Origin of the sequence: Parvimonas parva (assembly GCF_016552165.1) — a bacterium.
Lineage (GTDB): Bacteria > Bacillota > Clostridia > Tissierellales > Peptoniphilaceae > Parvimonas > Parvimonas parva.
This window is the reverse complement of the sequence record NZ_JACVDA010000025.1, coordinates 1-22,999: the sequence shown is the minus strand read 5'-3', so window position 1 is coordinate 22,999 and position 22,999 is coordinate 1. Positions and strand designations below refer to the sequence as shown.

At 29.7% G+C, this 22,999-nt stretch carries 22 protein-coding genes and 2 pseudogenes; 11 read left to right on the top strand and 13 right to left on the bottom strand.

Annotated elements, in window-relative coordinates:
• Positions 1-53 precede the first annotated feature (53 nt).
• From IBJ83_RS07510 to IBJ83_RS07470, 9 genes and pseudogenes are all read right to left on the bottom strand, one after another.
• Positions 54-383, bottom strand: a pseudogene (locus IBJ83_RS07510) (VirD4-like conjugal transfer protein, CD1115 family); the annotation flags it as partial.
• Positions 380-865, bottom strand: coding sequence for a PcfB family protein (locus IBJ83_RS07505; protein WP_150417407.1), 486 nt, complete (start codon positions 863-865; stop codon positions 380-382). The pseudogene IBJ83_RS07510 and the gene IBJ83_RS07505, both read right to left, overlap by 4 nt.
• Positions 865-1,902 carry a DUF6017 domain-containing protein gene (locus IBJ83_RS07500; RefSeq protein ID WP_201275965.1) on the bottom strand — a complete coding sequence of 346 codons (1,038 nt, stop codon included), beginning with the start codon at positions 1,900-1,902 and terminating at the stop codon, positions 865-867. The genes IBJ83_RS07505 and IBJ83_RS07500 overlap by 1 nt, the downstream gene beginning before the upstream one ends.
• Before the next feature lie 73 nt (positions 1,903-1,975).
• Positions 1,976-2,257 (bottom strand): CD1845 family protein, encoded by a 282-nt coding sequence (locus IBJ83_RS07495; RefSeq protein WP_201275964.1) that lies wholly within the window; start codon positions 2,255-2,257, stop codon positions 1,976-1,978.
• 11 nt (positions 2,258-2,268) lie between these two features.
• Complete coding sequence (locus IBJ83_RS07490) at positions 2,269-3,117, bottom strand: KilA-N domain-containing protein (protein WP_201275963.1); 849 nt, start codon at positions 3,115-3,117, stop codon at positions 2,269-2,271.
• Positions 3,118-3,227: 110 nt separating this feature from the next.
• Positions 3,228-4,001: pseudogene (locus tag IBJ83_RS07485) on the bottom strand (type I restriction-modification system subunit M); the annotation flags it as partial.
• A 61-nt stretch (positions 4,002-4,062) separates the two neighbouring features.
• A complete protein-coding gene (locus tag IBJ83_RS07480; protein WP_333473023.1) occupies positions 4,063-4,545 on the bottom strand; it encodes a GNAT family N-acetyltransferase in 483 nt (160 codons plus the stop codon).
• Between the two features lie 12 nt (positions 4,546-4,557).
• Positions 4,558-7,779 carry an ABC transporter permease gene (locus IBJ83_RS07475; protein WP_201275960.1) on the bottom strand — a complete coding sequence of 1,074 codons (3,222 nt, stop codon included), beginning with the start codon at positions 7,777-7,779 and terminating at the stop codon, positions 4,558-4,560.
• 1 nt (position 7,780) lies between these two features.
• The gene (locus IBJ83_RS07470; RefSeq protein ID WP_068474250.1) at positions 7,781-8,485 is read right to left on the bottom strand and encodes an ABC transporter ATP-binding protein; all 705 of its coding nucleotides are present in this window, start codon (positions 8,483-8,485) and stop codon (positions 7,781-7,783) included.
• A 319-nt stretch (positions 8,486-8,804) separates the two neighbouring features.
• On the opposite strand from IBJ83_RS07470, the gene IBJ83_RS07465 reads away from it, so the two are divergent.
• Together IBJ83_RS07465 and IBJ83_RS07460 are read left to right on the top strand one after the other, a co-directional pair.
• On the top strand, positions 8,805-9,230 hold the full coding sequence (locus IBJ83_RS07465; protein ID WP_201275959.1) for a hypothetical protein: 426 nt from the start codon (positions 8,805-8,807) through the stop codon (positions 9,228-9,230).
• 39 nt (positions 9,231-9,269) lie between these two features.
• The gene (locus IBJ83_RS07460; RefSeq protein ID WP_201275958.1) at positions 9,270-9,815 is read left to right on the top strand and encodes a DUF6648 family protein; all 546 of its coding nucleotides are present in this window, start codon (positions 9,270-9,272) and stop codon (positions 9,813-9,815) included.
• Positions 9,816-9,930: 115 nt separating this feature from the next.
• Here IBJ83_RS07460 and radA read toward each other — a convergent pair whose 3' ends face one another.
• Positions 9,931-11,289 (bottom strand): DNA repair protein RadA, encoded by a 1,359-nt coding sequence (gene radA, locus IBJ83_RS07455; protein ID WP_201275957.1) that lies wholly within the window; start codon positions 11,287-11,289, stop codon positions 9,931-9,933.
• A gap of 280 nt (positions 11,290-11,569) precedes the next feature.
• On the opposite strand from radA, the gene IBJ83_RS07450 reads away from it, so the two are divergent.
• The 3 genes from IBJ83_RS07450 (at position 11,570) to IBJ83_RS07440 (ending at position 14,946) form a co-directional block, all read left to right on the top strand.
• A complete protein-coding gene (locus tag IBJ83_RS07450; RefSeq protein ID WP_201275956.1) occupies positions 11,570-12,862 on the top strand; it encodes a 2-hydroxycarboxylate transporter family protein in 1,293 nt (430 codons plus the stop codon).
• 141 nt (positions 12,863-13,003) lie between these two features.
• The gene (locus IBJ83_RS07445) at positions 13,004-14,158 is read left to right on the top strand and encodes an NAD(P)-dependent malic enzyme (RefSeq protein WP_201275955.1); all 1,155 of its coding nucleotides are present in this window, start codon (positions 13,004-13,006) and stop codon (positions 14,156-14,158) included.
• Positions 14,159-14,199: 41 nt separating this feature from the next.
• Positions 14,200-14,946, top strand: coding sequence for a DUF975 family protein (locus IBJ83_RS07440; RefSeq protein ID WP_201275954.1), 747 nt, complete (start codon positions 14,200-14,202; stop codon positions 14,944-14,946).
• Between the two features lie 37 nt (positions 14,947-14,983).
• Here IBJ83_RS07440 and IBJ83_RS07435 read toward each other — a convergent pair whose 3' ends face one another.
• A complete protein-coding gene (locus IBJ83_RS07435; protein ID WP_068474229.1) occupies positions 14,984-16,162 on the bottom strand; it encodes a M20 metallopeptidase family protein in 1,179 nt (392 codons plus the stop codon).
• Positions 16,163-16,245: 83 nt separating this feature from the next.
• The gene (locus IBJ83_RS07430; RefSeq protein ID WP_201275953.1) at positions 16,246-16,926 is read right to left on the bottom strand and encodes a YczE/YyaS/YitT family protein; all 681 of its coding nucleotides are present in this window, start codon (positions 16,924-16,926) and stop codon (positions 16,246-16,248) included.
• Between the two features lie 207 nt (positions 16,927-17,133).
• Between IBJ83_RS07430 and dnaX the strand changes: the two genes are divergently transcribed.
• The 5 genes from dnaX to IBJ83_RS07405 all read left to right on the top strand — a co-directional run bounded on the left by dnaX (position 17,134) and on the right by IBJ83_RS07405 (position 21,054).
• Positions 17,134-18,804, top strand: a complete 1,671-nt coding sequence (gene dnaX, locus IBJ83_RS07425; RefSeq protein ID WP_201275952.1) for a DNA polymerase III subunit gamma/tau — start codon at positions 17,134-17,136, stop codon at positions 18,802-18,804.
• Between the two features lie 220 nt (positions 18,805-19,024).
• Positions 19,025-19,366, top strand: a complete 342-nt coding sequence (locus tag IBJ83_RS07420) for a YbaB/EbfC family nucleoid-associated protein (RefSeq protein WP_068474221.1) — start codon at positions 19,025-19,027, stop codon at positions 19,364-19,366.
• A 1-nt stretch (position 19,367) separates the two neighbouring features.
• A complete protein-coding gene (recR, locus tag IBJ83_RS07415) occupies positions 19,368-19,976 on the top strand; it encodes a recombination mediator RecR (RefSeq protein WP_201275951.1) in 609 nt (202 codons plus the stop codon).
• Between the two features lie 27 nt (positions 19,977-20,003).
• Positions 20,004-20,720 (top strand): AzlC family ABC transporter permease, encoded by a 717-nt coding sequence (locus IBJ83_RS07410; RefSeq protein WP_201275950.1) that lies wholly within the window; start codon positions 20,004-20,006, stop codon positions 20,718-20,720.
• Between the two features lie 10 nt (positions 20,721-20,730).
• Positions 20,731-21,054: an AzlD domain-containing protein gene (locus IBJ83_RS07405; RefSeq protein ID WP_201275949.1), complete on the top strand. Its 324-nt coding sequence runs from the start codon at positions 20,731-20,733 to the stop codon at positions 21,052-21,054.
• A gap of 26 nt (positions 21,055-21,080) precedes the next feature.
• Here IBJ83_RS07405 and IBJ83_RS07400 read toward each other — a convergent pair whose 3' ends face one another.
• Entirely contained in the window at positions 21,081-21,374 is a 294-nt protein-coding gene (locus tag IBJ83_RS07400) for a TetR-like C-terminal domain-containing protein (protein ID WP_333473025.1), read from the bottom strand.
• A gap of 44 nt (positions 21,375-21,418) precedes the next feature.
• Here IBJ83_RS07400 and IBJ83_RS07395 point away from each other — a divergent pair, with 44 nt between their 5' ends.
• Positions 21,419-22,837 carry a heavy metal translocating P-type ATPase gene (locus tag IBJ83_RS07395; protein WP_333473024.1) on the top strand — a complete coding sequence of 473 codons (1,419 nt, stop codon included), beginning with the start codon at positions 21,419-21,421 and terminating at the stop codon, positions 22,835-22,837.
• The last annotated feature ends 162 nt before the right edge of the window (positions 22,838-22,999 follow it).

The following is a 22,999-nucleotide window of genomic DNA, read 5'->3' as shown; positions in this document are numbered from 1 at the left end:
TCCTCCTTTTCTCGTGTCTATATATCACTCCTGTTCAGTTAATATTATGCAACCCATCTTGCTGAACCATACTCTTTCCCCTGTCTGAACTTTTTTGCGTTTTTACCTTTGGTATAGACAATAAACTTAATTAAAGCTGCCACTCCCACGCCCATTAAAATATCCGTTGGATGAATACTTGGAATAAAGCTCATGGTGTTAAGCTCTAATATTCCTTGAAAAATTTTGTCTATCACATCTCCACCAGTATATGCTCTTATATGATGAGAAAAGATATTGCCTACATAGAAAAATGCAAGATAGGGAATGTTCTGCTTTAGAAACTTTGCCTTATCTTGCACTTTAAATAAGCCTTTGATGTCCTTTAGTATCTTATCTATCATAGGCTCTGCTCCTTTTGTTTATTCTTGACTTTGTCTTTAGAAATAGTATTCTTAGCCATCTCCTTAAATTTCTCTATGTTTTTATGAATTGACTCCTTATTTTTCTCTTTCTTCTCAATATTTGAAAGCACATTTTGAAAAGCTTTATTCATAACTTTTGTATCTTTTGCTTGGAAGAATACTGAATGTGTCCCTGTTTCATTATCTTTCATCACTGAGAATTTAACACCATGTTTATTCAATTCTTTTTTTAGCTCTTTTAATTCACCATCTTTAACATTGATTTCTTCAAGCTGACCTTTTTTAACCATATCTTTGAGTTTAACTTCATTTCCCTCAGCCTTGATAAGTTTATCTAAGCCACCATGTTGTTTTGTTCTCTGTTGTAACTTCTTTACCTGGCTTAAGATTTCTTGGTAAGTTGCCTTTAAGACATTAACTTCAATATTAACTACTCTATTAGAAATTTCTTCATTTATCATCAGTAACCTCCTTCCCTCATATCATAACTAACAAGTGCTGTATAATAGGCATCCATATTGCTTGGTGCATTATATGCTGCCGTTAAAATAAATGCTCTTACATTTCTTATTTTTGATTCGTTCTCTGATAAAGCATTTACAAGATACTCCATATGCGAAGAATCTAATTCTCTAAATCTCTCTTGAACAACATATGCTGGTAATTTCGTTTGATTTATTGTTACTGTATCTTCTGCATTTAACACCATAACATCAGCTAAAACTTTAATTATTTCATCAAAGGTTTTAGCAGTAATCTTATTACCCAGCTTCATGTGTTCATTATATCCTGTACTTTCTCTTAATTCTTCTAAACAAGATTTATATGATTTTATTTCTTTACATCCTTCCTCCATTCCGTCCCTTGAATAAAATGTGTCTTTTTCATAGATGGGTTGGTGGGAGGAATTCTCTGTAGAAATATATGAAGTAATCTTTGATGAATTATTTGTAGTAATCTCTGGTAATGGTTCATGCAAGTTGCCATAATGCACTGGTAGATTTTCATCAAATGCATCGGTGCTAAATGCCTCATTGCATTGGTTGATTTTGCCCTCTTCCATTGGTGCATTTTGCCCTAATGCATTAGGCATATCTCTTTTACTTACTTGTTCTATTATTTCTCTTTCTTTCTCTTGTTTTCTTTGATTTAATTCGAGATAAAGTTCTTCTAATTTCTTGTCATTTATTGTGTACCACTTTGTTTTGTCTCTAGAATCTTTATTATAGTTCCCAACTAAAAGATATCCCGCTTTTTCAAGCTTAGAAAAAGTTCTCTTTACTGTATCAACACTTAAATAATCGAAATCTTTTTCTTGCCATGCTCGTATTGAGTTATATGTCCAATACTTGCCGTCATGATAATTTTTACCAGACTTCTTATTTATCTCAATCCAGTAGTTTATTTGTTGAAGCACAAGAGCTTCATTTAAGCCTAATTCTCTGGCTAATGCTTTATTAGCCAGTATAGGTTGTTCATCAAATAAATACATACTCATATCATCGCCTCCTTTCTCTTAAATTTAGGCATATAAAAAGACGATAGATTTATATTCCATCGTCTTAGATCTCTTATATTTCCTTTAATGTATCTTTCGCTACTTCAAGGTATGCTGTAATCCACAGTGCAATTTTAGGTAGTCCATAAGGACTGATTAAGAATGCCAGTAGTAATGCTACCATTCCTGTTGCCATATCTTTTTGTATGAAGCAAGCTACTGCTCCAATAAATACTAGGAAAGATATTATACCTAAAATCATTCCACTAACTTTTATAATAAATTTTAGAAAAGCAATTAGTATCGACAAGAGCAATATTATTGGAAATAAGATAATTTTCAATGCCCATCTCATAACAGACCTCTCTATTTCTTTGACTTATCTTCTAAGCTCTTAATTCCTGTATTGTTCAACTTTTCAATTGACATCAGCTGAGTTCTGGCAAGCTTTCTAAGTTCTATCATTCTTTCTTTTTGATCCATACCTTTACCGATAAGAACTGCATTATAGCTTTCCATATTCGCAAGCACCAGCAACTCATTTAGACTTGCATAGTCTCTCATGTTACCCTTTAAGTCAGGATTTTCTTCACGCCACTGTTTAGCTCTTTTATTAAATAAAGCAACATTTAGCATATCTGCTTCACTTGCGTACTTATAGGATAGCTGTTCGTTGGTAAGATCCTTTAAGAGATACTCTTTGATTGCATCCGTATGAATTTTATAGTTAATCTTGGAAATTTCTCTATTCAGATTCCATCTCAGTGACAATCTTGAATTTTCATCTGATTTAAGTCTCTTATAATCTTGAATAATGTAAAGCTTAAATTCTGGTGAAATCCATGAAGCAAATTCCATTGCTATATCACTATGAGCAAATGTGCCTCCATATCGTCCTGACTTAGAAACAATGCCTATCGCATTTGTCTTTTCAATCCATTTTTGTGGTGATAGTGTGAATGCATTACTACCTGCTTCATTTCTAAACCTATCGAATTCGATAGGTTTAAAATCAGGATTATGCATTGATTCCCATAAACCTAAAAATTGAATATTATCTTTGCTTCTCAACCAGTTATTAATAACTATAAATGGTTCATCACTTTTATATCTAGCAATATCCGTTAGACTTATATAGTCGTTTTTAAAGTCTTCAGTATAAATTTGAATAGCAAAACCTTTTGCTTCAATCGTGTCTTTTTTTGCCTTAGACATGTGAGTTCCTCCTTTATGCTGATGTACTGGTTACAACATTTATTTTCGTAATAACTGCTCTAAACAGCACATCAACGATTCATTTTTTTGATTTTAAACTTTGGTAGAAGCTCTAAAACCCTTGTACTTACTTGACTATTTGCCTGTGTCATTATTATGACACGAAACCCACAAGTTGGGTCATACACTTTGTTTATCTTTTCTTTTCCGTCCATTACAATTCTAGCCAAAAGTTTTGATACGGTTTGTGGAGTAAAAAATTCACCACCGGATTTTCCGGCATTACTTGCATAGTTAGAAATTAAATATTCATAAGCATCACCAAAGGCATCAATATGATTATCTTTAAAATTTTCAAAATTAATTTGAGCTATTCCTGTTAAGATATCTCTTAATCTCTTATTTTTTTCTGCTACTGTTCCGCCAAGTCTATTGCTTGTTGTGTCAATATCATCAAAAAGGCCTTTGATATCGTCCTCAGATTCAGATCCGATAGCACTTTTTTCAATGTCAGAAAAAATATTAGCAAGTTCTGTGTTTAAGTTTTCATTATCTTTTGCACTTGCTACTACATTTTCAAAAAGTTGACTAGGCAAAATAAAAAACCCCTTTTCTTCTATTGTTCCACTTTTAAAATCTCTTTTTGCTTCATCATCTGAAATTTTTGCATACTTAAAATCAGGGTCCCCTGCTAAATGTTCATTTTCATCAAAATAATCTCTTAAGTTTTCAGAAATAAATCTGTAGAATAAAATCCCCAATATATATTGTTTAAAATCCCATCCATCTACGGCTCCACGAACATCATCAGCAATTGCCCATATCTTTCTATGAAGCTCTGATCTCTGTGCTGTCTCATTATTTTCTTTTGAAAAATTCGACATTTTCTCTCCCTCTCTTTATTTTTAATATTTTTATTTTGTCATTATATTTTTTATTACAATTTTATAAAATTAATTCATAAACCAATAATTTTTCACTACTTATTAGCTTAAAATTGTTATTTGTTGCGATTTTTTGCGTTGCTAATTGTCTTTTATCACATTCGATAATGAGTGAATGGATATTTTTATTTTTTGCATAATAAACGAATGATTTTGTTACTTCGTCCGCTATGTCCTGCCCCCAGTAGTATTGACTTAGGATAAATCCTATTTCATAGCTTTCTTTATCGTATTCGTGAAAAATAACATGTCCAATTAATTTTTTATTTTCTTTGTATTCCAAAGCAAATACTCGTGGGGGATAAGACAGGGCGTTTTTATTTAAAAAGTCTTTTGTGTTTTCTAAAGTGAAAGGTTCTTCAATGTATTCCATCACTTTAGGGTTACTTAATATCAAATATAGGTCATCAACATCTGGTTGTTTAAATTGTCTTATCCTACACCTTTTTGTTTCTATATTTAAAATATCTTCCAAAAATATCACTCCAGATTATTTCTATTCCACATCTTTTAATGATTCTATCATCGGAACTTTCTTTAAGATTATTTTTACTATAAAATATACAACAAATGTAAATAACAATGTTACGCCACTTGCGTAAATGTAGCTTACAAGTTTCACTTTGTTGAAAAATCTGATTGAGTCCATTGCAAGTTGCTCCATTATATTTATATGCAAGCTATGTCCAACAAATATTCCTATAAAAATTCCTATTACAGTTAGTATTAAAGTTTCTTTGTAAATGTATTTGTCGATTTCTATCGGATAGAATCCTAAAACTTTTAGTGTTGCAATTTCTCTTTTCCTTTCAGAAATATTTATATTGCTAAGGTTATACAATACAACTATTGACAAAAATCCTGAACAGATTACAATTACTAAGATGATTGAGTTTACACTGTATGAGGCATCGTCAATTATTTTCTTTAATACATTTATATCAGTAGCTTTTATAACGACAGAATCCTTTTCAACTTCATTGATAACTTTTTCGATATTTTCTTTACTTCCATCATTCAATATCAACAATTTAGTATTTTTTATAGGTTTTTTGAAAAAAGTTTTTTCATAAGTATTTTCATTCATCACAAAGAAATTACCAACGTGATTTTCAAAAACTCCTGCAACTACTCCTTTATATTCCTTATTATTACTTATAAACGAGATTTCATCTCCAACGACAAGAGAAAATTTTTCGGACAATTTTTTATTTATATAAATTCCGTCATCTAACTTTTCAATTTTTTCATTTCCATTATACAGTCCAAAGAATTTTGAAAACTCTGTCAAATTATCTGTTGTAAAAACTCCTATCTTTTCATCAAATTTTTTATCGGATTTTATATTTACAACACCCATTGAGACATCTAAACTTTCTTTTATATCTTTGTTTGACTTTATATTCTCGTTAAATTTATCCAAATCTTTTGAAAGTGCCATTGGATTATAAACAACAGAACTATGATACTTCGTATATTTTTCATATTGCAAATCGGAAACTCCGTCCAAGCTATCTTTGATTCCAAAGCCTAGCACCAAAAGTCCCATACAACCCATTACTCCTATAATTGTCATTGACAATCTGAGTTTATATCTAAAAACATTTCTCAAAGTTGCCTTTTGCAAGAAAGAAAGTTCTTTCCATATATAAGGCACTCTTTCAAGAAAAACAGTATTCCCACTCTTTGGAGCCTTTGCTCTCATAAGAGATGAAATTTTTTCTTTCAAAGTTTTTATACAAGTTATATAAGAAACAAAAGCCGTACAAAATACTGCGATTAAAATTCCCAAAAATACAATATCTAAATAATAGCTGTCAAATACTTTTGGAAATATAAAGGCTTTTAGATATGCTCCGTAAACAAGCGGAGAAATTATTTTAAATCCTAAAACTGAACCTATCCCTCCACCGATTACACTTGCCAAAAGTCCATAGTAAAAATATTGTTTTGCAATATCCACATTACTATAACCCAAAGCCTTTAAAGTTCCTATCTGTACCCTATTTTCGTCAACCATTCTGGTCATTGTAGTAAGTGAAACTAAAAGTGCAATGAAATAAAAGAATAGAGAAAAAACATTTGAAACGCCATAGATTCCATTACTTGCAAAATATACATTTGAAGTTCCTGAGCTACTAAAACCGTCCTCAATATTATAGGTAGGCTCTATGAGTTTGGATAAAATTTCATCTCCGTCAGAAATTTTTGAGTCTGCATCTGATATTTTATCTTTTGCATCTTCAATTTTTTCTTTGCCCTCTTTTAATTTTAAATTATTCTTTTGTATTTCTTCTTTTTTCTGAACTAATTGTAAATAGTATTCATCAAATTTTTTTAAACCCTCTTCAGATTTTTCTTGTAAATCTTTTTTTGCTTTTTCTAAATCAGAAATTCCAGAAGATATTTTTTTAGCATTTTCTTCCAGCTCTTTTAGTCCTGAAGATAGATTTCCCAAATTTTTTTCAACTTCCTCTAAACCTTTTTGAAGTTTAGAAAAATTTTCATTAAGTAAAGATAAATTCTTTTCTATTGCCTCTTTTTTTGTTTTATATTCTTTTTCTCCAATGAATTTTGACTTGAAATTTTCTTCAAGTAATCGTAAATTCTCTTTTAGAGAAATTATCTTTGAAAGTATTTCATCTTTTTGCATTTCCAAGTCATTTTTACTTTTTATCAAAGAATTATTTTTTTCAAGTAATTCTGCCTTTTTTTCTTTAATAGTACTTTCCTTTTTATATAAGTCATTAATAGAATCCAATATTTTTTTCCTATTTTCATCTATTTGCAGAACAAATTGATTTTTTTGGTAATTCAAATCTGCAAAAGCACGTCTTATATCATTTTGTCCATTTTGTAATTTTTCAAAATTTTGTTTTAATTTTTTCTCATTTTCTTCAATGTCAATCTTATTTTTTGAAACTTCTTCCTTGCTCTTATCCAAAGTTTCCCTCTTTTGAGAATAAATCAGCTCATAAACTTCAAGAGGTCTGTTTTTAAAACTTTCTTGTAATTCGAGCCTCTTAGTGTTCTTCATTTTATCAAATTTTTTTGTATTTTTGTTTAAATCATTCAAATCTGAAAAAATAATTTTGGCATACGAAAAATGACTAAAGTCAAAAGTTTTTTTAGAAATTATACCTAAATATCCATTTTCAGTAGTTCCTCTTAACAATGAAGTTAGAACTTCCGGACTTTTAACAAAGCCTACAACTTTAAATTTATTATGTTTTAATTTTTTTACTTCATCTTTAAAAATACCAAACTTTTCAACATTTTTAAAATTTATTTCATCTCCAATTTTGTAAGTGGATTGTAGCCTTTCGTCCAATAAAATATCCGTTTCATTCGAAATATCTTTTCCTGAAATTATTTTAACGGTACTGATTTTTTCAGATTTATTTTCAATGACGAAGTCAACTTTTCTATCTTCATCTTTAAGGTCGATACTGTATCCATATTCAAGAGTTTTTAAATTTTTCAAACCTGAAATTATATTTTCATCTTCTCTTAACAAACCAAAACTTGAAGAAATTTTAAAATCATATAAATTTCCGTCATTTATACTCTTATCAACACTTCTTCTCATTATATATGGAGTTATCTTAAGCCCAACAAAAACCATAACTCCCAGTCCAATCATAAACATAATTGATAAAAACTTTGGAAATGACCTAAAAATTGTTCTGTAAAAATTTTTAAACAATGATTTTTTCATATTACCACTCGATTTCTTTTATATCCTTAGGATTTTTATTTAATATAACATTTTTAACCGTACTATCATTAACTTCGATAACTCTATCAGCCATCGGTGCTATCGCCTTGTTATGAGTAATTAAAATTACCGTTGTATTCGTACTTTTACATCTTTGGTGTAAAAGACCTAAAATTTTCTTCCCTGTATGATAGTCCAAAGCTCCAGTAGGCTCATCACACAAAAGTAATTTTGGATTTTTGCATAAAGCTCTAGCTATCGCAACCCTTTGTTGCTCTCCACCTGATAATTGACTTGGAAAGTTTTTAAGCCTATGAGATAATTCAACAGACTCTAAAACTCCCGTTGGACTCAAACTTTCCTTAACGATTTGTCCTGCAAGCTCAACATTTTCAAGAACTGTTAGATTCGGAATTAAATTGTAAAACTGAAAAACAAAACCCACATCAAATCTTCTATAATCATTTAATTGTCTTTTATTAAACTTGCAAATATCTTTACCATCTATAAAAATTTCTCCACTTGTCGCATCGTCCATTCCACCTAAAATATTTAAAATCGTGGATTTCCCTGCTCCTGAAGGTCCAACAATCACACAGAATTCTCCATGTTCAATTTCAAATGAAACATCACGATTTGCAACAATTTCCGAACTTTTCCCCTCATTATATTTTTTATAAACATTTTTAAATTCAACAAAAGCCATAACAAGCCTCCTTATCAGATACTCCTTAAGTTTATTTTCATTTCATAAAATTATATACAATTATCTAATTGTACTTTATCACAAAACTGAAAAAAAATCAAGATTTATAAATTTTATAAAATGAGTTATATCTTTGCCGGTATCTTTATAAAAAACTTGTATATTCTCTAAGTTTAATATCGTTTTCAAAAATATTTCATAATATTAATAAAAAATACTTGTTTTTCAATATTTTTTATTAATCTTTTTTATACAAAAACACTTGTATTAATTTTTTTAAAGTGGTATAATAAGAAAAAGAATTTAAGGGGTGGTTTATATGTTAAATTTTGTACTTGGTCCATCAGGATCCGGAAAAACTAAATGGTTAATAGACAAAGCTAACGAAGAAGTGAGAAAGGGAAATGGAAATATAATTTTCATTGATACGGATGATTCTCATATCTTTAGCTTGGACCACAGCGTTAGATTGACAAACGCTAAAGAATACGGAATAGAAAGTCTTGATAAACTTTTCGGATTCTTATTCGGCATTGTTTCAAGAGATTATGATGTAGAAAAAATTTACATCGATGGAATTTATTCAATAATCAAAATGGATTGCGATATGCTTTGTAAATTTAAAAATGACGTAGAGGCATTTTGTGAAAAGCACAATCTTGAAGTTTTTATGGGAATTGATATTCCAAAAGAAGAACTTTGCGATCATGCTAAAGCAAATTGTATAGAGCTAAAATTAGACTAAATTTAAAAAGCATCGTAATGATGCTTTTTTTGTGTGAATATGAATATACCAAAAAGACAACTTGAAATTTTTTTCAAAAAAAGAAATGAATTAATACAAGAACTTTCGGATAAAAAAATAGATAAAATTACTTTTTTAGAAAAAAATTATGAATTAGTACAAAATCTAAATATGAAACCACTTTTAAATATATCCTCGCTAGAAGAAGGAATGTATAATTACCAATATTACAATATTCTGGCAAAATTTTTTAAACAAAAATCTACATTGTACTCGAACAATAAAAAAAAATTAAAAAAATATACTGAAAATATCCAAAAATCAAATAACTACTATGCCGAAAAAGACAAACATCTTCTAAAAATGATGGATTTTTTAGACGAAAATTTTACAGAAAGTTATTTTATAGATATGCACTCAAAAAGACTTAACAACTCACTTTTTGAAATTGTTGTAAAAAATGTAGAATTTGCAATATTTCATTCCATGAATGAAGAAATTTTAACAAAATTAAAAGAAAAAAATATTTTTATAGACGAAATTAGAATTTCAAAAATAAATGAATATGTTAATACAAATATTTAAAAAGCTGATGACGATTCATCAGCTTTTAATATTCTTGTGGAATAACTGGTTTCTTAGATTTCAAACCGTTGCGAAGAAATAATGAAATGCAAGGATTAGCTTAATATTTTCTTTTCTAAAAAACTTTTTGTATTACTTCTTTTAAAGTCTTTGACTTTTCTATTTTTAATGTTTTTAAATTTTTTATATCCACCGTTTCATTTGAAATATAGGCTTTCTTGTAACCCATTCTATCAAGCTCAACAAGTCTTTCATTTAAGTTTGGAACTTTTTTAAGCTCTCCTGTAAGTCCAACTTCTGCGATAAAAACATTATCTCTTGGAACTGCTTTATTTAAAACTGATGAGGCAACTGAAATTATTACAGCTAAATTTACAGACTGCTCTGAAATTTTTAGTCCTCCTGTCGTCTTTAAGATTACATTTTTATTATACAAATTAAAACCGGCTCTTTCTTCTAAGATTGAAAGCAATGTATTTAACTGGTCTTTCTTTAAACTATCTCCAATTCTTGCAGGATAATTAGTAAAAGATTGTGAAACCAGACTTTCAACCTCAACGACCAACATTCTACTTCCCTCTTTTACAACCGACAACACACTTCCACAAACGTCCTTTTCTCTTTGTGTTACAAAAAACTCTGACGGATTTTTTATTTCTAAAAGTCCGTACTCTTCCATTTTAAAAAGTCCGATTTCTCCGGTTCTTCCAAATCTATTTTTTGTACTTGTTAATGTTCTTAAACTCTCATCTGATTCTCCCTCTAAAAGCAAAACGGAATCTACCATATGCTCAAGAGTTCTAAGCCCTGCCATTTCATCTTGCTTTGTCATATGGCAAACAATGAAAATTGCTCTAGGTTTTTTATCATTTTTTGCAACCCTAACCAATTCGTTTATACATTCAACGGTTTGCGTTGGAGAACCGGCTCTTGATGAAATTGAACTTAACATTACAGTTTGAATACTGTCTAAAATTACAATTTCTGCGTCAACCTCTTCAATGGAACTTAAAGCCTCGTCCATACTTTGTGTTGATTGTATCCAAATATTTTCAGAAATTTCTTTTATAATTCTATTTGCTCTGGATTTTATCTGAGATGAACTTTCCTCTGCAGAAATGTAGATAGTTTTTATATTTTTACTTGCAAAGTCAAGTGCAAGTTGTAAAAGCAATGTACTCTTACCACAACCCGGCCTTGCAGTTAAAATATTTACACTATCACGAACAATTCCTCCACCTAATACACGATTGAGTTCAGAAATTCCGGTAACAAATCTATCATTTTCATTAACATTTACATTTTTTAACTTTTCAACTTTTCCCTTAGCAACAATTTTATTCGTTGCAGTTTTTACAACTGAAACTTCAACTTCTTCGATAGTTCCCCAACTACCACAAAAACTACATTTGCCTTGCCAACCTAAAGATTCTTTATTACAGTTTGAACATATATATTTTTTCTTTGTTTTCATTTTAATCACCAATTATATTGTAATGTAAAAAATTTTAAAAAGCAATAGGCATATGTAGCTAAAGTTAAGTAGAGTACCTCGTTTAAATATAATTCCATTTTTAAATATTAACTAAAATAGCCATTTCCTTTTATTCGAACAAATCTTTTGCGAAAAAAGCACATATTTTACGATAATCGTTATTGACTTTTGAGTAGAATGGTTATATAATTAAAACCTGATTGAAATCACATTATTAGATTTTAATTTTTTATCAAATTTTTTTAGAAAGGAGTCTTTTATGAAAGATTTAAAAATTTCAGGATTAAAACTTCCATTTTATGCGATAGCTTTAGTCCTAAGTATAGTTTCAATCTACACAAACACATTACCATCAGGTATGATTGGAGCATTTCTTGTATTAATGATTTTTGGAGAATTATTCAATTTAGTAGGAAATCACACTCCGATAATTAATACATTTTTTGGTGGTGGAGCAATTGTTTGTATTTTTGGTGGAGCTGCTATTGTTTATTTTAAAGTTGCTCCTGAGAGCGTTATAAAGAATACTTCAACATTTATGAAATCAGGTGGTTTCCTAGATTTTTATATCGCAGCATTAATCACAGGTTCTATTCTAGGAATGAATAGAAAACTTTTAATCAAGGCTTGTTTAAGATATTTGCCTTGTATCTTAGGTGCTGTTTTTCTTTCACTACTTTTTGTTGCAATCGGCGGAATGCTCTTTGGAATGAACTTTAAAGAAACTACTGCTTATATAGGTATTCCTATTATGGGTGGTGGAATGGGTGCAGGCGCTGTTCCTATTTCAAAAGTTTTTGCCCCTACTCTAGGTGTTAAAACTGAAGTTATTTTGGCTAAATTAGTCCCTGCTGTTGCACTTGGAAATGCTCTTGCAATTGTATCCGGTGGACTTTTAAATAGATTAGGTAAATCATTCCCTAAATTAACTGGAAATGGTATGTTAGTTAGAAATACTGGAGATGATTTCAAAGTTGAAAAAGAAGAAGATAATTCACAAGCTACTGTTATTGACTACGGTGCCGGAATTATAGTTGCAACTTCTTTCTATACTCTAGGTTCTTTAATTGCACTTGGAATGAAAATGTTAGGAGTAAATATTCACACTTATGCTTGGATGATTATTTCTGTTGCAATAGTAAAAATGTTGAATTTACTTCCTAAAGAAGTTGTTAAACCGGCAGAAATTTGGTATTCATTTGTTGCTAAAAACTTTACAAGTGCACTTATGCTTGGAATCGGTATTGCATATACAGATTTAGGGCAAATAATCAGTTCTTTCTCATTCCAATACTTAATTCTTTGTGCATTGGTTGTACTTGGAGCAATCATTGGAGCTGGTGTAGTAGGACATCTTGTAGGTTTTTACTTTGTAGAATCAGCAATTACAGCTGGACTTTGTATGGCAAATATGGGTGGAACAGGAGACGTTGCAGTTTTAACTGCATCAGATAGAATGGAACTTATGCCTTTTGCACAAATTTCATCAAGACTTGGTGGTGCTTTCATAATTTTATTAGCATCATTCTTAGTTCCAATATTTTTTGGATAGATAAATTTCACAATTAAAAATTCCAAGATGATTAAGTCTTGGAATTTTTAGGTTAAAATTTGACTATAATTATTGACTTTTTAAAGTCTTTGTAGTATATTAAAATCAAATAAATGTTTTATTAAAAGGAGAGAGAAAAAAATGGACGTTTACGAAAAAGCCTTAGCGCTTCACGAACAATGGCAAGGAAAATTGTCAACAGAATTAAAAGCAAAATTAGAAAATGCAGAAGATTTAACTTATGCCTATACTCCGGGGGTTGCAAGACCTTGTATGGAAATAAGCAAAGACACTTCTTTAGCTTATAAATACACAAGCAAAGCAAATACTATCGCTGTTATTTCAGACGGAACTGCTGTTTTAGGTCTTGGAGATATAGGTCCTGAAGCTGCTATGCCGGTTATGGAAGGAAAATGTTGTTTGTTTAAAAAATTCGGTGGAGTAAATGCTGTTCCTATCGTATTAGATACAAAAGACCCTAAAGAAATTATTTCTATCGTAAAGGCTCTTGCACCAACATTTGGTGGAATCAATCTTGAAGATATTTCTTCTCCAAGATGCGTTGAAATCGAAAGAACATTAATCGATGAACTTGATATTCCAGTATTCCACGATGACCAACACGGTACTGCAATAGTTGTTACAGCAGCTTTAATCAATGCTTTAAAATTAGTTAAAAAAGATGCTAAAGATATTAAAGTTGTAGTTTCAGGAGCTGGTGCTGCCGGTTACTCAATCATCAAATTAATTATGATGTTGGGTGTTGAAAATGTAATTGCATTCGACTCAAAAGGTGCAATAAATAAAAAACACAGTGAAAACTACAATTTTGTAAAAAAAGAATTAGCAGAAATTACAAATAAAGAACAAAAAGATATGACAATGAAAGAAGCTTTCGTTGGAGCTGATGTATTCATCGGAGTTAGTCAAAAAGACTTAGTTACTAAAGAAATGGTAGCCTCAATGAATAAAGACGCAATCGTATTTGCAATGGCAAATCCTCAACCTGAAATTCTTTATGCAGATGCAAAAGAGGCTGGAGCAAGAGTTGCTGCAACAGGTAGATCAGATATGCCTAACCAAATTAATAATGTAGTTGCTTTCCCTGGAATTTTCAAAGGTGCATTACAAGCAAAAGCTAAAAAAATCACTGAAGAAATGAAACTTGCTGCATCTTACGGACTTGCAAGTATGATTCCAGACGACAAGATTAGAGAAGATTATATAATAGTATCTGCATTTGAAGAAAATGTAGCTGATACAGTTGCAAAAGCAGTTGCAGATAAAGTTAAGTAATATTTAAAAACTACAAATTTAAAATTTAAGGGGGAGATTTTATGTCAAACATTTTTGTTAAAAGTATTGATTTTGTAAAAAGACACTTTTGGAGTATGCTTTTGATTACATTTGTTTCAACTATGGTAGCAAGTGATGGAAACCCTGTAATTTTAATCAAAGAAGCTCTAAAAGACGGCAATGTTTTGCCTGCGCCTTTTAAAGTTTTATTTAAGGTAAAACTTATTTTTCCTATATCACTTTTATTGACTATACTTTCATCAATTCTTTATAAATATATAAATATTGAAATTTATAGTGCAATAAAAGAAAACAGATCTCCTTCAGTAATTAGTGCATTTAAGAATATATTTAACTTTGGTTTTGATATGTTTACATTAATATTAATGATATTATTTAAAAAATTACTTTGGACTTTACTATTTGTAATTCCGGGAATCATAAAAGATTTCGAATATCAAAGAGCCATTTATATAAAAGTATCAGACCCAACTATTAGTAACAGTGAGTGTTTCATAGGTGCTAAAGATGAGATGAATGGAAAAAAATTAAGTTTATTCGGCTGGGAGTTTTTAGCCGGAGTTATTCTTTTTATACTTTTAGTTCTTCCAACAATGATATTTGTTGTTTGGGGTATGGGAACGGCTATGATTACAGATGAAGTTCTATTTGGTGGAATTAGTTTGTATATGCTTATTTCTTTCATCATCATTTTGTTAACATCAACAGTGATAATCACAATAGAACCTATGTTCAATGCTGAATTAGATGAATTAATATATGAATAGAAATTTAAAACGGATTGCAAATACGCAATCCGTTTTTTTAACTTAAATATTTAAAAACAGTTCCTAAAACTGCACACATTCCTTTGTAGAATAAACTTTCCTCCACGTCGAATTTGCTATTATGGTGTGGATATATTTTATTATCCTCATAAATTTTTGGATTTGATAACATAAAATATGTTCCCTTTGCTCTTTGCAAGAAATACGCAACGTCCTCACCACCCATACTTGGGTTTTCTATGATTTCAACGGAGTCCTCTCCTAAAATTTCTTTTGTATTTTCTATAAAAAATTCTGTAAATTTTTCATCATTCATAACAACCGGATACATAAAGTGGTAAATTGTTTCAGCCTCACAATTATATGCTCCTGCGATTCCACTTGCAATCTCTTCAATCCTCTTTGCTATAAATTTTCTAACATTTTCATCTAAAGTTCTGACCGTTCCCTTTATATAAACCGTTTCAGGAATTACATTATGAGCAGTTCCTCCATTTATTATTCCAATAGTTAAAACTGCATTTGAAAGTGGATTTATTTCCCTTGAAGTTATTTTTTGAAGTCCAAGAACAATTTCTGATGCGACTACAATCGGGTCAGCTGAAAGATGAGGAGTCGCTGCATGAGATGACTTACCTCTTACATAAAGTTCAAAAATGTCTGCTGATGCCATAATAGCACCACTCTTTACGCCGATTTTTCCATATTCAATAGGAATTAAACAACCTTCGTGAAGTCCTATGACTGCATCGACCTTCGGATTTTCCATACAACCCTCTTCAATCATAGGTAAAGCTCCTCCCGGTGTTTCTTCTCCCGGTTGGAAAAATATTTTTACACTTCCCTTTAACTTATCCCTATTTTCATTTAAAATCATACAAGCTCCTAGTGCCATTGCAGTATGTCCGTCATGCCCACAAGCATGCATATTTCCATTTGTAGATGCAAAAGGAAGTCCCGTTTCTTCAACAACAGGCAGAGCATCGCTGTCTGCCCTTATAGCAATACATTTCCCACTTTGTGCTCCGTCAATTTGAACGACTATTGCATTTCCATTTAATAACTTTTTATAATTAACTCCAATTTTATCTAAAACTTTTGAGATATATTCCATAGTTTGTGGAAGTTCCAATTCCAACTCTGGAATTTGATGCAAATCACGTCTTATCTTTATAACTTCTTCTTCTTTTTCTTTAACTAATTTTAAAATATCCATAAAAACCTCCTTCATATTAATTTAATAATATACTCATATAATACCACTTTTTGCAATAAAAAAAAATAGGGTTTCCCCCTATTTTAAGCAACTATTTCTTTTTCAAAATTTTTTTCATCAGAATTTACATTATCCACCATTTCTTCACCTAAAATTTTCTTTAAGAATGGTGAAATAACTTTTCTTATAAATTGAATAAATGGTCCAACTGAAAAAGTTATAATTAAAGTTCCAACTCCTACAACTCCTCCAAGTAAATATCCTGTTATAACAAGTAGAAAATCAGAAATAACTCTAACATTTCTGTAAGAATATTTTGTCTTATCGCTTATAAGCTCAGAAATTCCATCTGTCGCTCCAACACCTAAATCAGCAAAAATATAAACAGTAACACCGATAGAAACAATAAAAGTGCCGATAAAGCAAATTATGATTCTATAAATATAATCTAAAGAACCTAAATTAAGCCAACCGAAAAAGTAGTTCATTGCTTCAACCGTATAGCCTACACTAAAAATAGCCAAGATTGATGCTATATTTATATATTTTTTATCCACAAAAAATATTATAGTTAAAAATACTATATTAAAAATTACTGCACAAGTTCCATAACTAATTCCCAAATGTTTCACCATTCCAAGTTCTACTGTACTTGCAGGGTCAACCCCCAAGTTTGCTTGTATTGTAAAAAACACACCTATTCCAAGTATAATCATACCTACTAAGGTCATAATAATTCTAGTAAATAATTTCTCTTTTTTCATTTTATCCCTCTCCCTCTGTAAATATTTTATAAAAAATAAAAACAACTGTCAATGTTAAAAACTAGGTTTTTAAAGTGATTTGCTTATAAATAACTTTGTTAAATTTCTATTAGTGGCAATATAAAAAGAAGTGTGGTATAATAAAATTTACCCTAGAATTATATAAAAAACAAACAATATTAATAACATAAACTTAGAGGTGAGATTTTGAAACAAGCTATTTATAGAGAATTTAGACCAAAGGACTTTACAAGAGTTGTTGGTCAAAATCATATTGTTGAAATTTTAAAAAATCAAATAAAAACGGAAAACTTAGGTCATGCTTATCTTTTTTCAGGTATTAGAGGTACCGGAAAGACAAGTTGCGCAAAGATTTTTGCTCGTGCAGTAAATTGTCTAAATCCAATCGACGGTAATCCTTGTAATGAATGTGAAAATTGTAAAATGATTTTAAATGACAAAGCTCTTGAAGTTGTAGAAATGGACGCAGCAAGTAATAGACGTATAGATGATATAAGGGAATTAAAAGAAAAAGTAATCTATCCTCCACAACTTGTAAAATACAAAGTGTATATAATTGATGAGGCTCATATGATTACAAATGAGGGTTTTAATGCTCTTTTAAAAATCTTGGAGGAACCACCAAAGCATTTAATCTTTATTCTTGCTACAACTGAAATCGACAAACTTCCGGACACTATTATTTCAAGATGCCAAAGGTTTGAATTTAAAAGAATTGACAATTTAAATATAGTCCAAAATATAAATTACATTTTAAAAAATCTAAATGTCGAAATAGAATCTGAGGGGGTTAATTTAATTTCAGAGCTTTCCTCTGGAGCAATGAGAGATGCTCTTAGTCTTTTAGACCAAGTAGTTGCAACAGGAAAGGAAAAAATAACTGTTGAGGATATTAATGAATGTTTGGGTCTTGTAAATTTAAATATGTTATTTGAATTTTCAAAGTCAATTTTAAATTCTTCAAAGAATGAAACCATAGAAATTTTTAGAAACTTAGTTAAAAATGGAAAGACTCCTTATAACATAATAGTAGATTTAGTTAAGCATTTTAGAAATATAATTTTGGTAAAAAGCATCGAAAAAAGCTTAACTTCTTTAAATGATGTCGAATATAAAAGATATTTAGAACATGCAAATAAATTTACTATTGAAGAGCTTATTTTCATTTTAGAAAATCTTTTAGAAACTGAGGACAAAATGAAAAAAAGTGATATGCAAAACGCATTAGCTGAACTTTTAATCATAAAAATAAATTCATTTAAAAAAGAAAAATCAGAGCTTGAAAAACGAATCGAAACTCTTGAAAAAATTATCAAAAGTGGAAATTTAAAAGTAGAAGTTGTAGAAAACAAAGCAGAAGAAAAAAAAGAAGAAAAGTCTGAAAAAACTGATGAAATAGACGACTTCAATTCTGATGAAACTTTTGACATATACAATGAAATTTTGCAAAACGAAAATCCTTTTGAAACAAAAGAAAACATAGACGAAAAAAATACTGAAAATATTGAAAAAGAAGAAAAAATTTCAGCTAAGCAAGAGCCACAAGTTGAAGAACAAAATGAAATTGTTGATGAAAATATAGACTTAACTCCTTTTAAAGACGTTCTTAAAGAAACTATCTTCAAAAAAACTGTATCAAAACTTTTTGACGAAAGTGTAAAGGAAATTCACTATGTAACAAAGGAAAACTTCTTATATATTGACTGTAAAGCCTATTTATTTAAATTTGGTTCTTACAAACTTGATGAAAACAACGCTTTTGTATTAAAAGAAAAAGCAATTCTTGATGAGTTTTTTACAAGAGTTAATTTGCCTACAAGAAATTCATTAACAATTTATGCTAACTTTGTAGCTTAAAATTTAATAAAAACATATAAAGCTATTGTGTAATTTCACAATAGCTTTTACTTTTAATTTTGCAAAAACTTTGCTTATATTTTATCTAAGTATTGTAAAAATTTGATTTTAAATAAAAAAAATGGTATAATTATTTTGTTATTAGATTTCTAAAAATGAGTTTAATTGCAAAATTTTGAATAAATAATTTTTAAATATTTTTTATTTTAGGAGGTATTTTATGGCTAAAGGTGGTTTCCCTAAATTTGGTGGCGGAATGAATATGGGTAATATGATGAAACAAATGCAAAAAATGCAAAGAGAATTAGAAAATACTCAAAAGCTTTTAGATGAAGAAGAAGTATCAGCTACTTCCGGTGGTGGAGCTGTTGAAGTAACTGTTAATGGCAAAAAGGAAGTTTTAAGTATAAAACTTTCTCCTGAGGTTGTTGACCCAGATGATATAGAAATGTTACAAGATTTAATCATAACAGCTGTTAATGAGGCTAATAGAAAAGCTCAAGAAAAACATGATTCAGAAATAAATAAAATAACTGGTGGAATAAATATTCCAGGATTATAAAATGAATAATTATACAAAATCGATAGATGAAGTTATTCATTACTTGTCAAAGCTTCCTACTATTGGAAGAAAATCAGCCACTAAAATGGCTTTAAAAATTTTAGAAATGGACGATGACTATACGATTGAATTTGCAAAAAGTCTTATAAATATGAAAAAAAATACTCATCATTGTAAAATTTGTGGAAATTTAACTGAAGATGAAATTTGTAATATTTGTGCAGATGAAAAGCGTGATAAGTCGATTATAACTGTTGTTGAGGATATTCAAGGTGTTGTTAGTTTGGAAAAAACGAAGGTTTATAAAGGCACTTACCACATTTTAAATGGTCTTGTTACTCCAAGAGAGGGAATAACTTTAGATGATTTAAATGTAGCATCTCTTTTAAATCGTATTGAAAATGGCAATGTAAAAGAAATTGTATTTGCCATAAGTCAAACTATTGACGGTGAATTGACTGAGCTTTATATAGTAGATTTGTTGAAAAAATTTGAAAATTTGAAAATTTCTAAAATTGCAAATGGTATTCCAATTGGTAGAAGTGTAGATAGCTATGATGAGCTTACATTTTTAAAAGCATTAGAAGACAGAAGAGAGATAGAGTACTAGATTTCTTATTATTTTACGGGGGAAGATATGAAATCAAAACAAAATGATTATATGTTGGGTGTTAGGCACTCAATTCCTATATGGATAGGTTATATTCCGTCAGCGATTACTTTAGGTATTCTGTGTAATACTAATTCGCTAGGTTTATTACATGCTTTTTTAAGTTCTTTTGTCTTGTATTCAGGGGCTGCACAATTTATGTTGGTAGGTTTTTTAATATCAGGAGTTCCGATTGTTGGAATTGCAATTTCTGTATTCTTATTAAATACAAGACTATTCCTTATGTCCGCTACTCTTGGAGCAACAGTAGATAAGGTAAATCATAAGGCATTCCCTATTGTAGGATGGTTATTAACAGATGAAAGTTTTTCAATACTTTCATTTAACAAAGAAAAAGTAAACACAAAATTTACACTTGGTGTGCAAATTCCACCTTATTTTATTTGGGGAATTTTTACAATAATAGGATATTTTATAGGTGATTTTTTACCGGAAAATATAAAGGTTGCTTTTAGTGTTGGTCTTCTTGGACTTTTCGTAGCATTACTTGTTCCAAATGTAAAAAAACATATGATAACAATTAGAGTTGTCATTGCAACAGGAATTATATATTCCATTATTTACTATACAAATTTATTACCTATGGGTTGGGATATTGTTGTATCAATAATCCTTTCTTCAATAGTCGGAATATTCTTGATTGGTAATGAAACTTTAGAAGATAAAGAAGAAATAAAAGGATAAGGAGAAATTTATGGATAGATATGCTTACTATGTTGTAGCTACATTAGTTGCAGCTGCGATAACAATAATTCCAAAAGTTCTTCCATTATTCTTTCTTAGAGGAAAAACTTTTAATAAAAAATTAATGACTTTCTTTAAAATTGTGCCTTTCACGTCAATGACGGTACTAATCTTAAAAGAAGTTTTAACTATTGAACCATATAGCAGATTGATGATTATAGTTACAATCGCAGTTTCAGCGATTGTTTCATATATAACTGAAAATATGATATTAACAGTTTTCGCATCAATATTTACAACATTTATTTACCTATATTGTTTAAGTATTTTTTAAGGAACCAACAGGTTCCTTTTTTATTATTATGAAATTATCGGCTCAACAACTTTTAAAAAGTAGTCTGCGACTTGCTCAGGACTTTCTTGCATTTGATTTTTAATCCACCATTTTACACTTTCTACAGATGTGCAACAAATATGATTTTTCAAAAAATTTCTAAATTTTTCATCTTTTACTTTATCAACAAAAATATATTCATCAATTACTTTATAAAGATAAGTTTTAAAGTATCCCAAAAACAAATCATTGCTTTCACAACTCAAAACTTTTATAAATTTTTCTTTATTTTCCTTTAAATGATAAAGTATATGCGTTATTAAAATTTTCAGATTTCTATTTGAATTTTCAAAAAGTTTAGAGCATTCCAGTTGACGGAATCATAAAAGACGGTTTTACTTCAATCGACCAATCCATTCTAACCGGAGAAAGTCTACCAATCGACAAAACGGTTGGCGATGAAGTTTTTTGTGGTAGCATAAATTGTTTCGATAGCATCGATATAATCGCAAAACACGTTGAAAATTCTTCACTACAAAAATTTATTGACATCGTTGAAAGAGCAGAAAAAGAACAAACTCCTATGCAAACCGTAATCGACAAACTTGCCGTAAAACTTGTTCCAACTGCACTTTTAATTGCAATTTTAACTTTTGTAATAACCAGATTTTTAAATTTCAATTTGCACGACTCAATCAATCGTGCTGTTACAGTTTTAGTTGTATTTTGCCCTTGTGCATTATTCTTATCAACTCCGACAGCTGTTATGGCATCAATTGGACAAGCAAGTAAAAACGGCGTTATCATAAAGACTTTTAATTCCCTTGAAAAACTTGCCGTCGTTAATAAAATAGCATTCGACAAGACGGTAACTTTAACTTATGGAAAATTAAATGTAACAGATATAGAAAATTTTTCAAATCTTTCAGATGAAAAAATAATGTCTTTGATTTTAGGTTTGGAATCAAAGAGCGAACATCCTCTTGCAAAGTCAATTACAAAATTTGTAGAAGAAAAAAATATAAATGCAGAAATTGTTACAAATTTCAAAATGAAAGTTGCAAGAGGTGTTGAGGGAGAAATTTTAGAAAAGAGATATTTTTGTGGAAACGAAAAATATTTTAGAGAAAACAATATAGAAATTGACGAAAAGATTAAAGAAAAAATTGAAAAATATTCAAAAGATGCAAAAAATATAATTCTTTTCGGAGATGAAAAAGAAATTTTAGCCATTGTTACCCTATCCGATAAGTTAAAAGAAAATTCAAAAGAAATGATTGAAAACTTAAAAGAACTTGGAATTGAGCCAATTCTTTTAACTGGAGATAATCTTGTAACCGCAAAATATTTTTCAGATAAAGTTGGAATTACAGATATAAAAGCTGAACTCTTACCTGACGAAAAATTTGAAAATATAAAAGAATTAAAGAAAAACAATACAATCTGTATGGTCGGCGACGGAATAAATGACGCCCCTGCCCTTAAACTATCCGATGTTTCAGTCGCAATGGGAAAAACAGGTAGCGACATTTCAATCGAAAGTGCAAATATCGTCTTAATGGGACAAGACATTTCAAAGATAACTTACCTAAAGAAATTGGCGAACACAACCTTAAAGACGATAAAATTCAACATTATAGTTTCACTTGTAATAAACTTAGTCGCTGTAATTTTATCCGTACTTGGACTTTTAAACCCATTAGTTGGCGCCATTGTTCACAATCTCGGCTCAATCTTGGTAATATTAAACGCATCTCTATTGTACGATAGAAAATTCAAGTAATTAATATTTTTTCATTGCAAAAATTCTCAAAATGTGTTATTATATTTTGTGATTAAATTTTCAACTTTATGGAGGATATATGAGCAAAAGCAATGAAATAGATATGATAAATGGAAAGACCTTGAAAAAAATGATATTTTTTTCAATTCCAATTATTTTTAC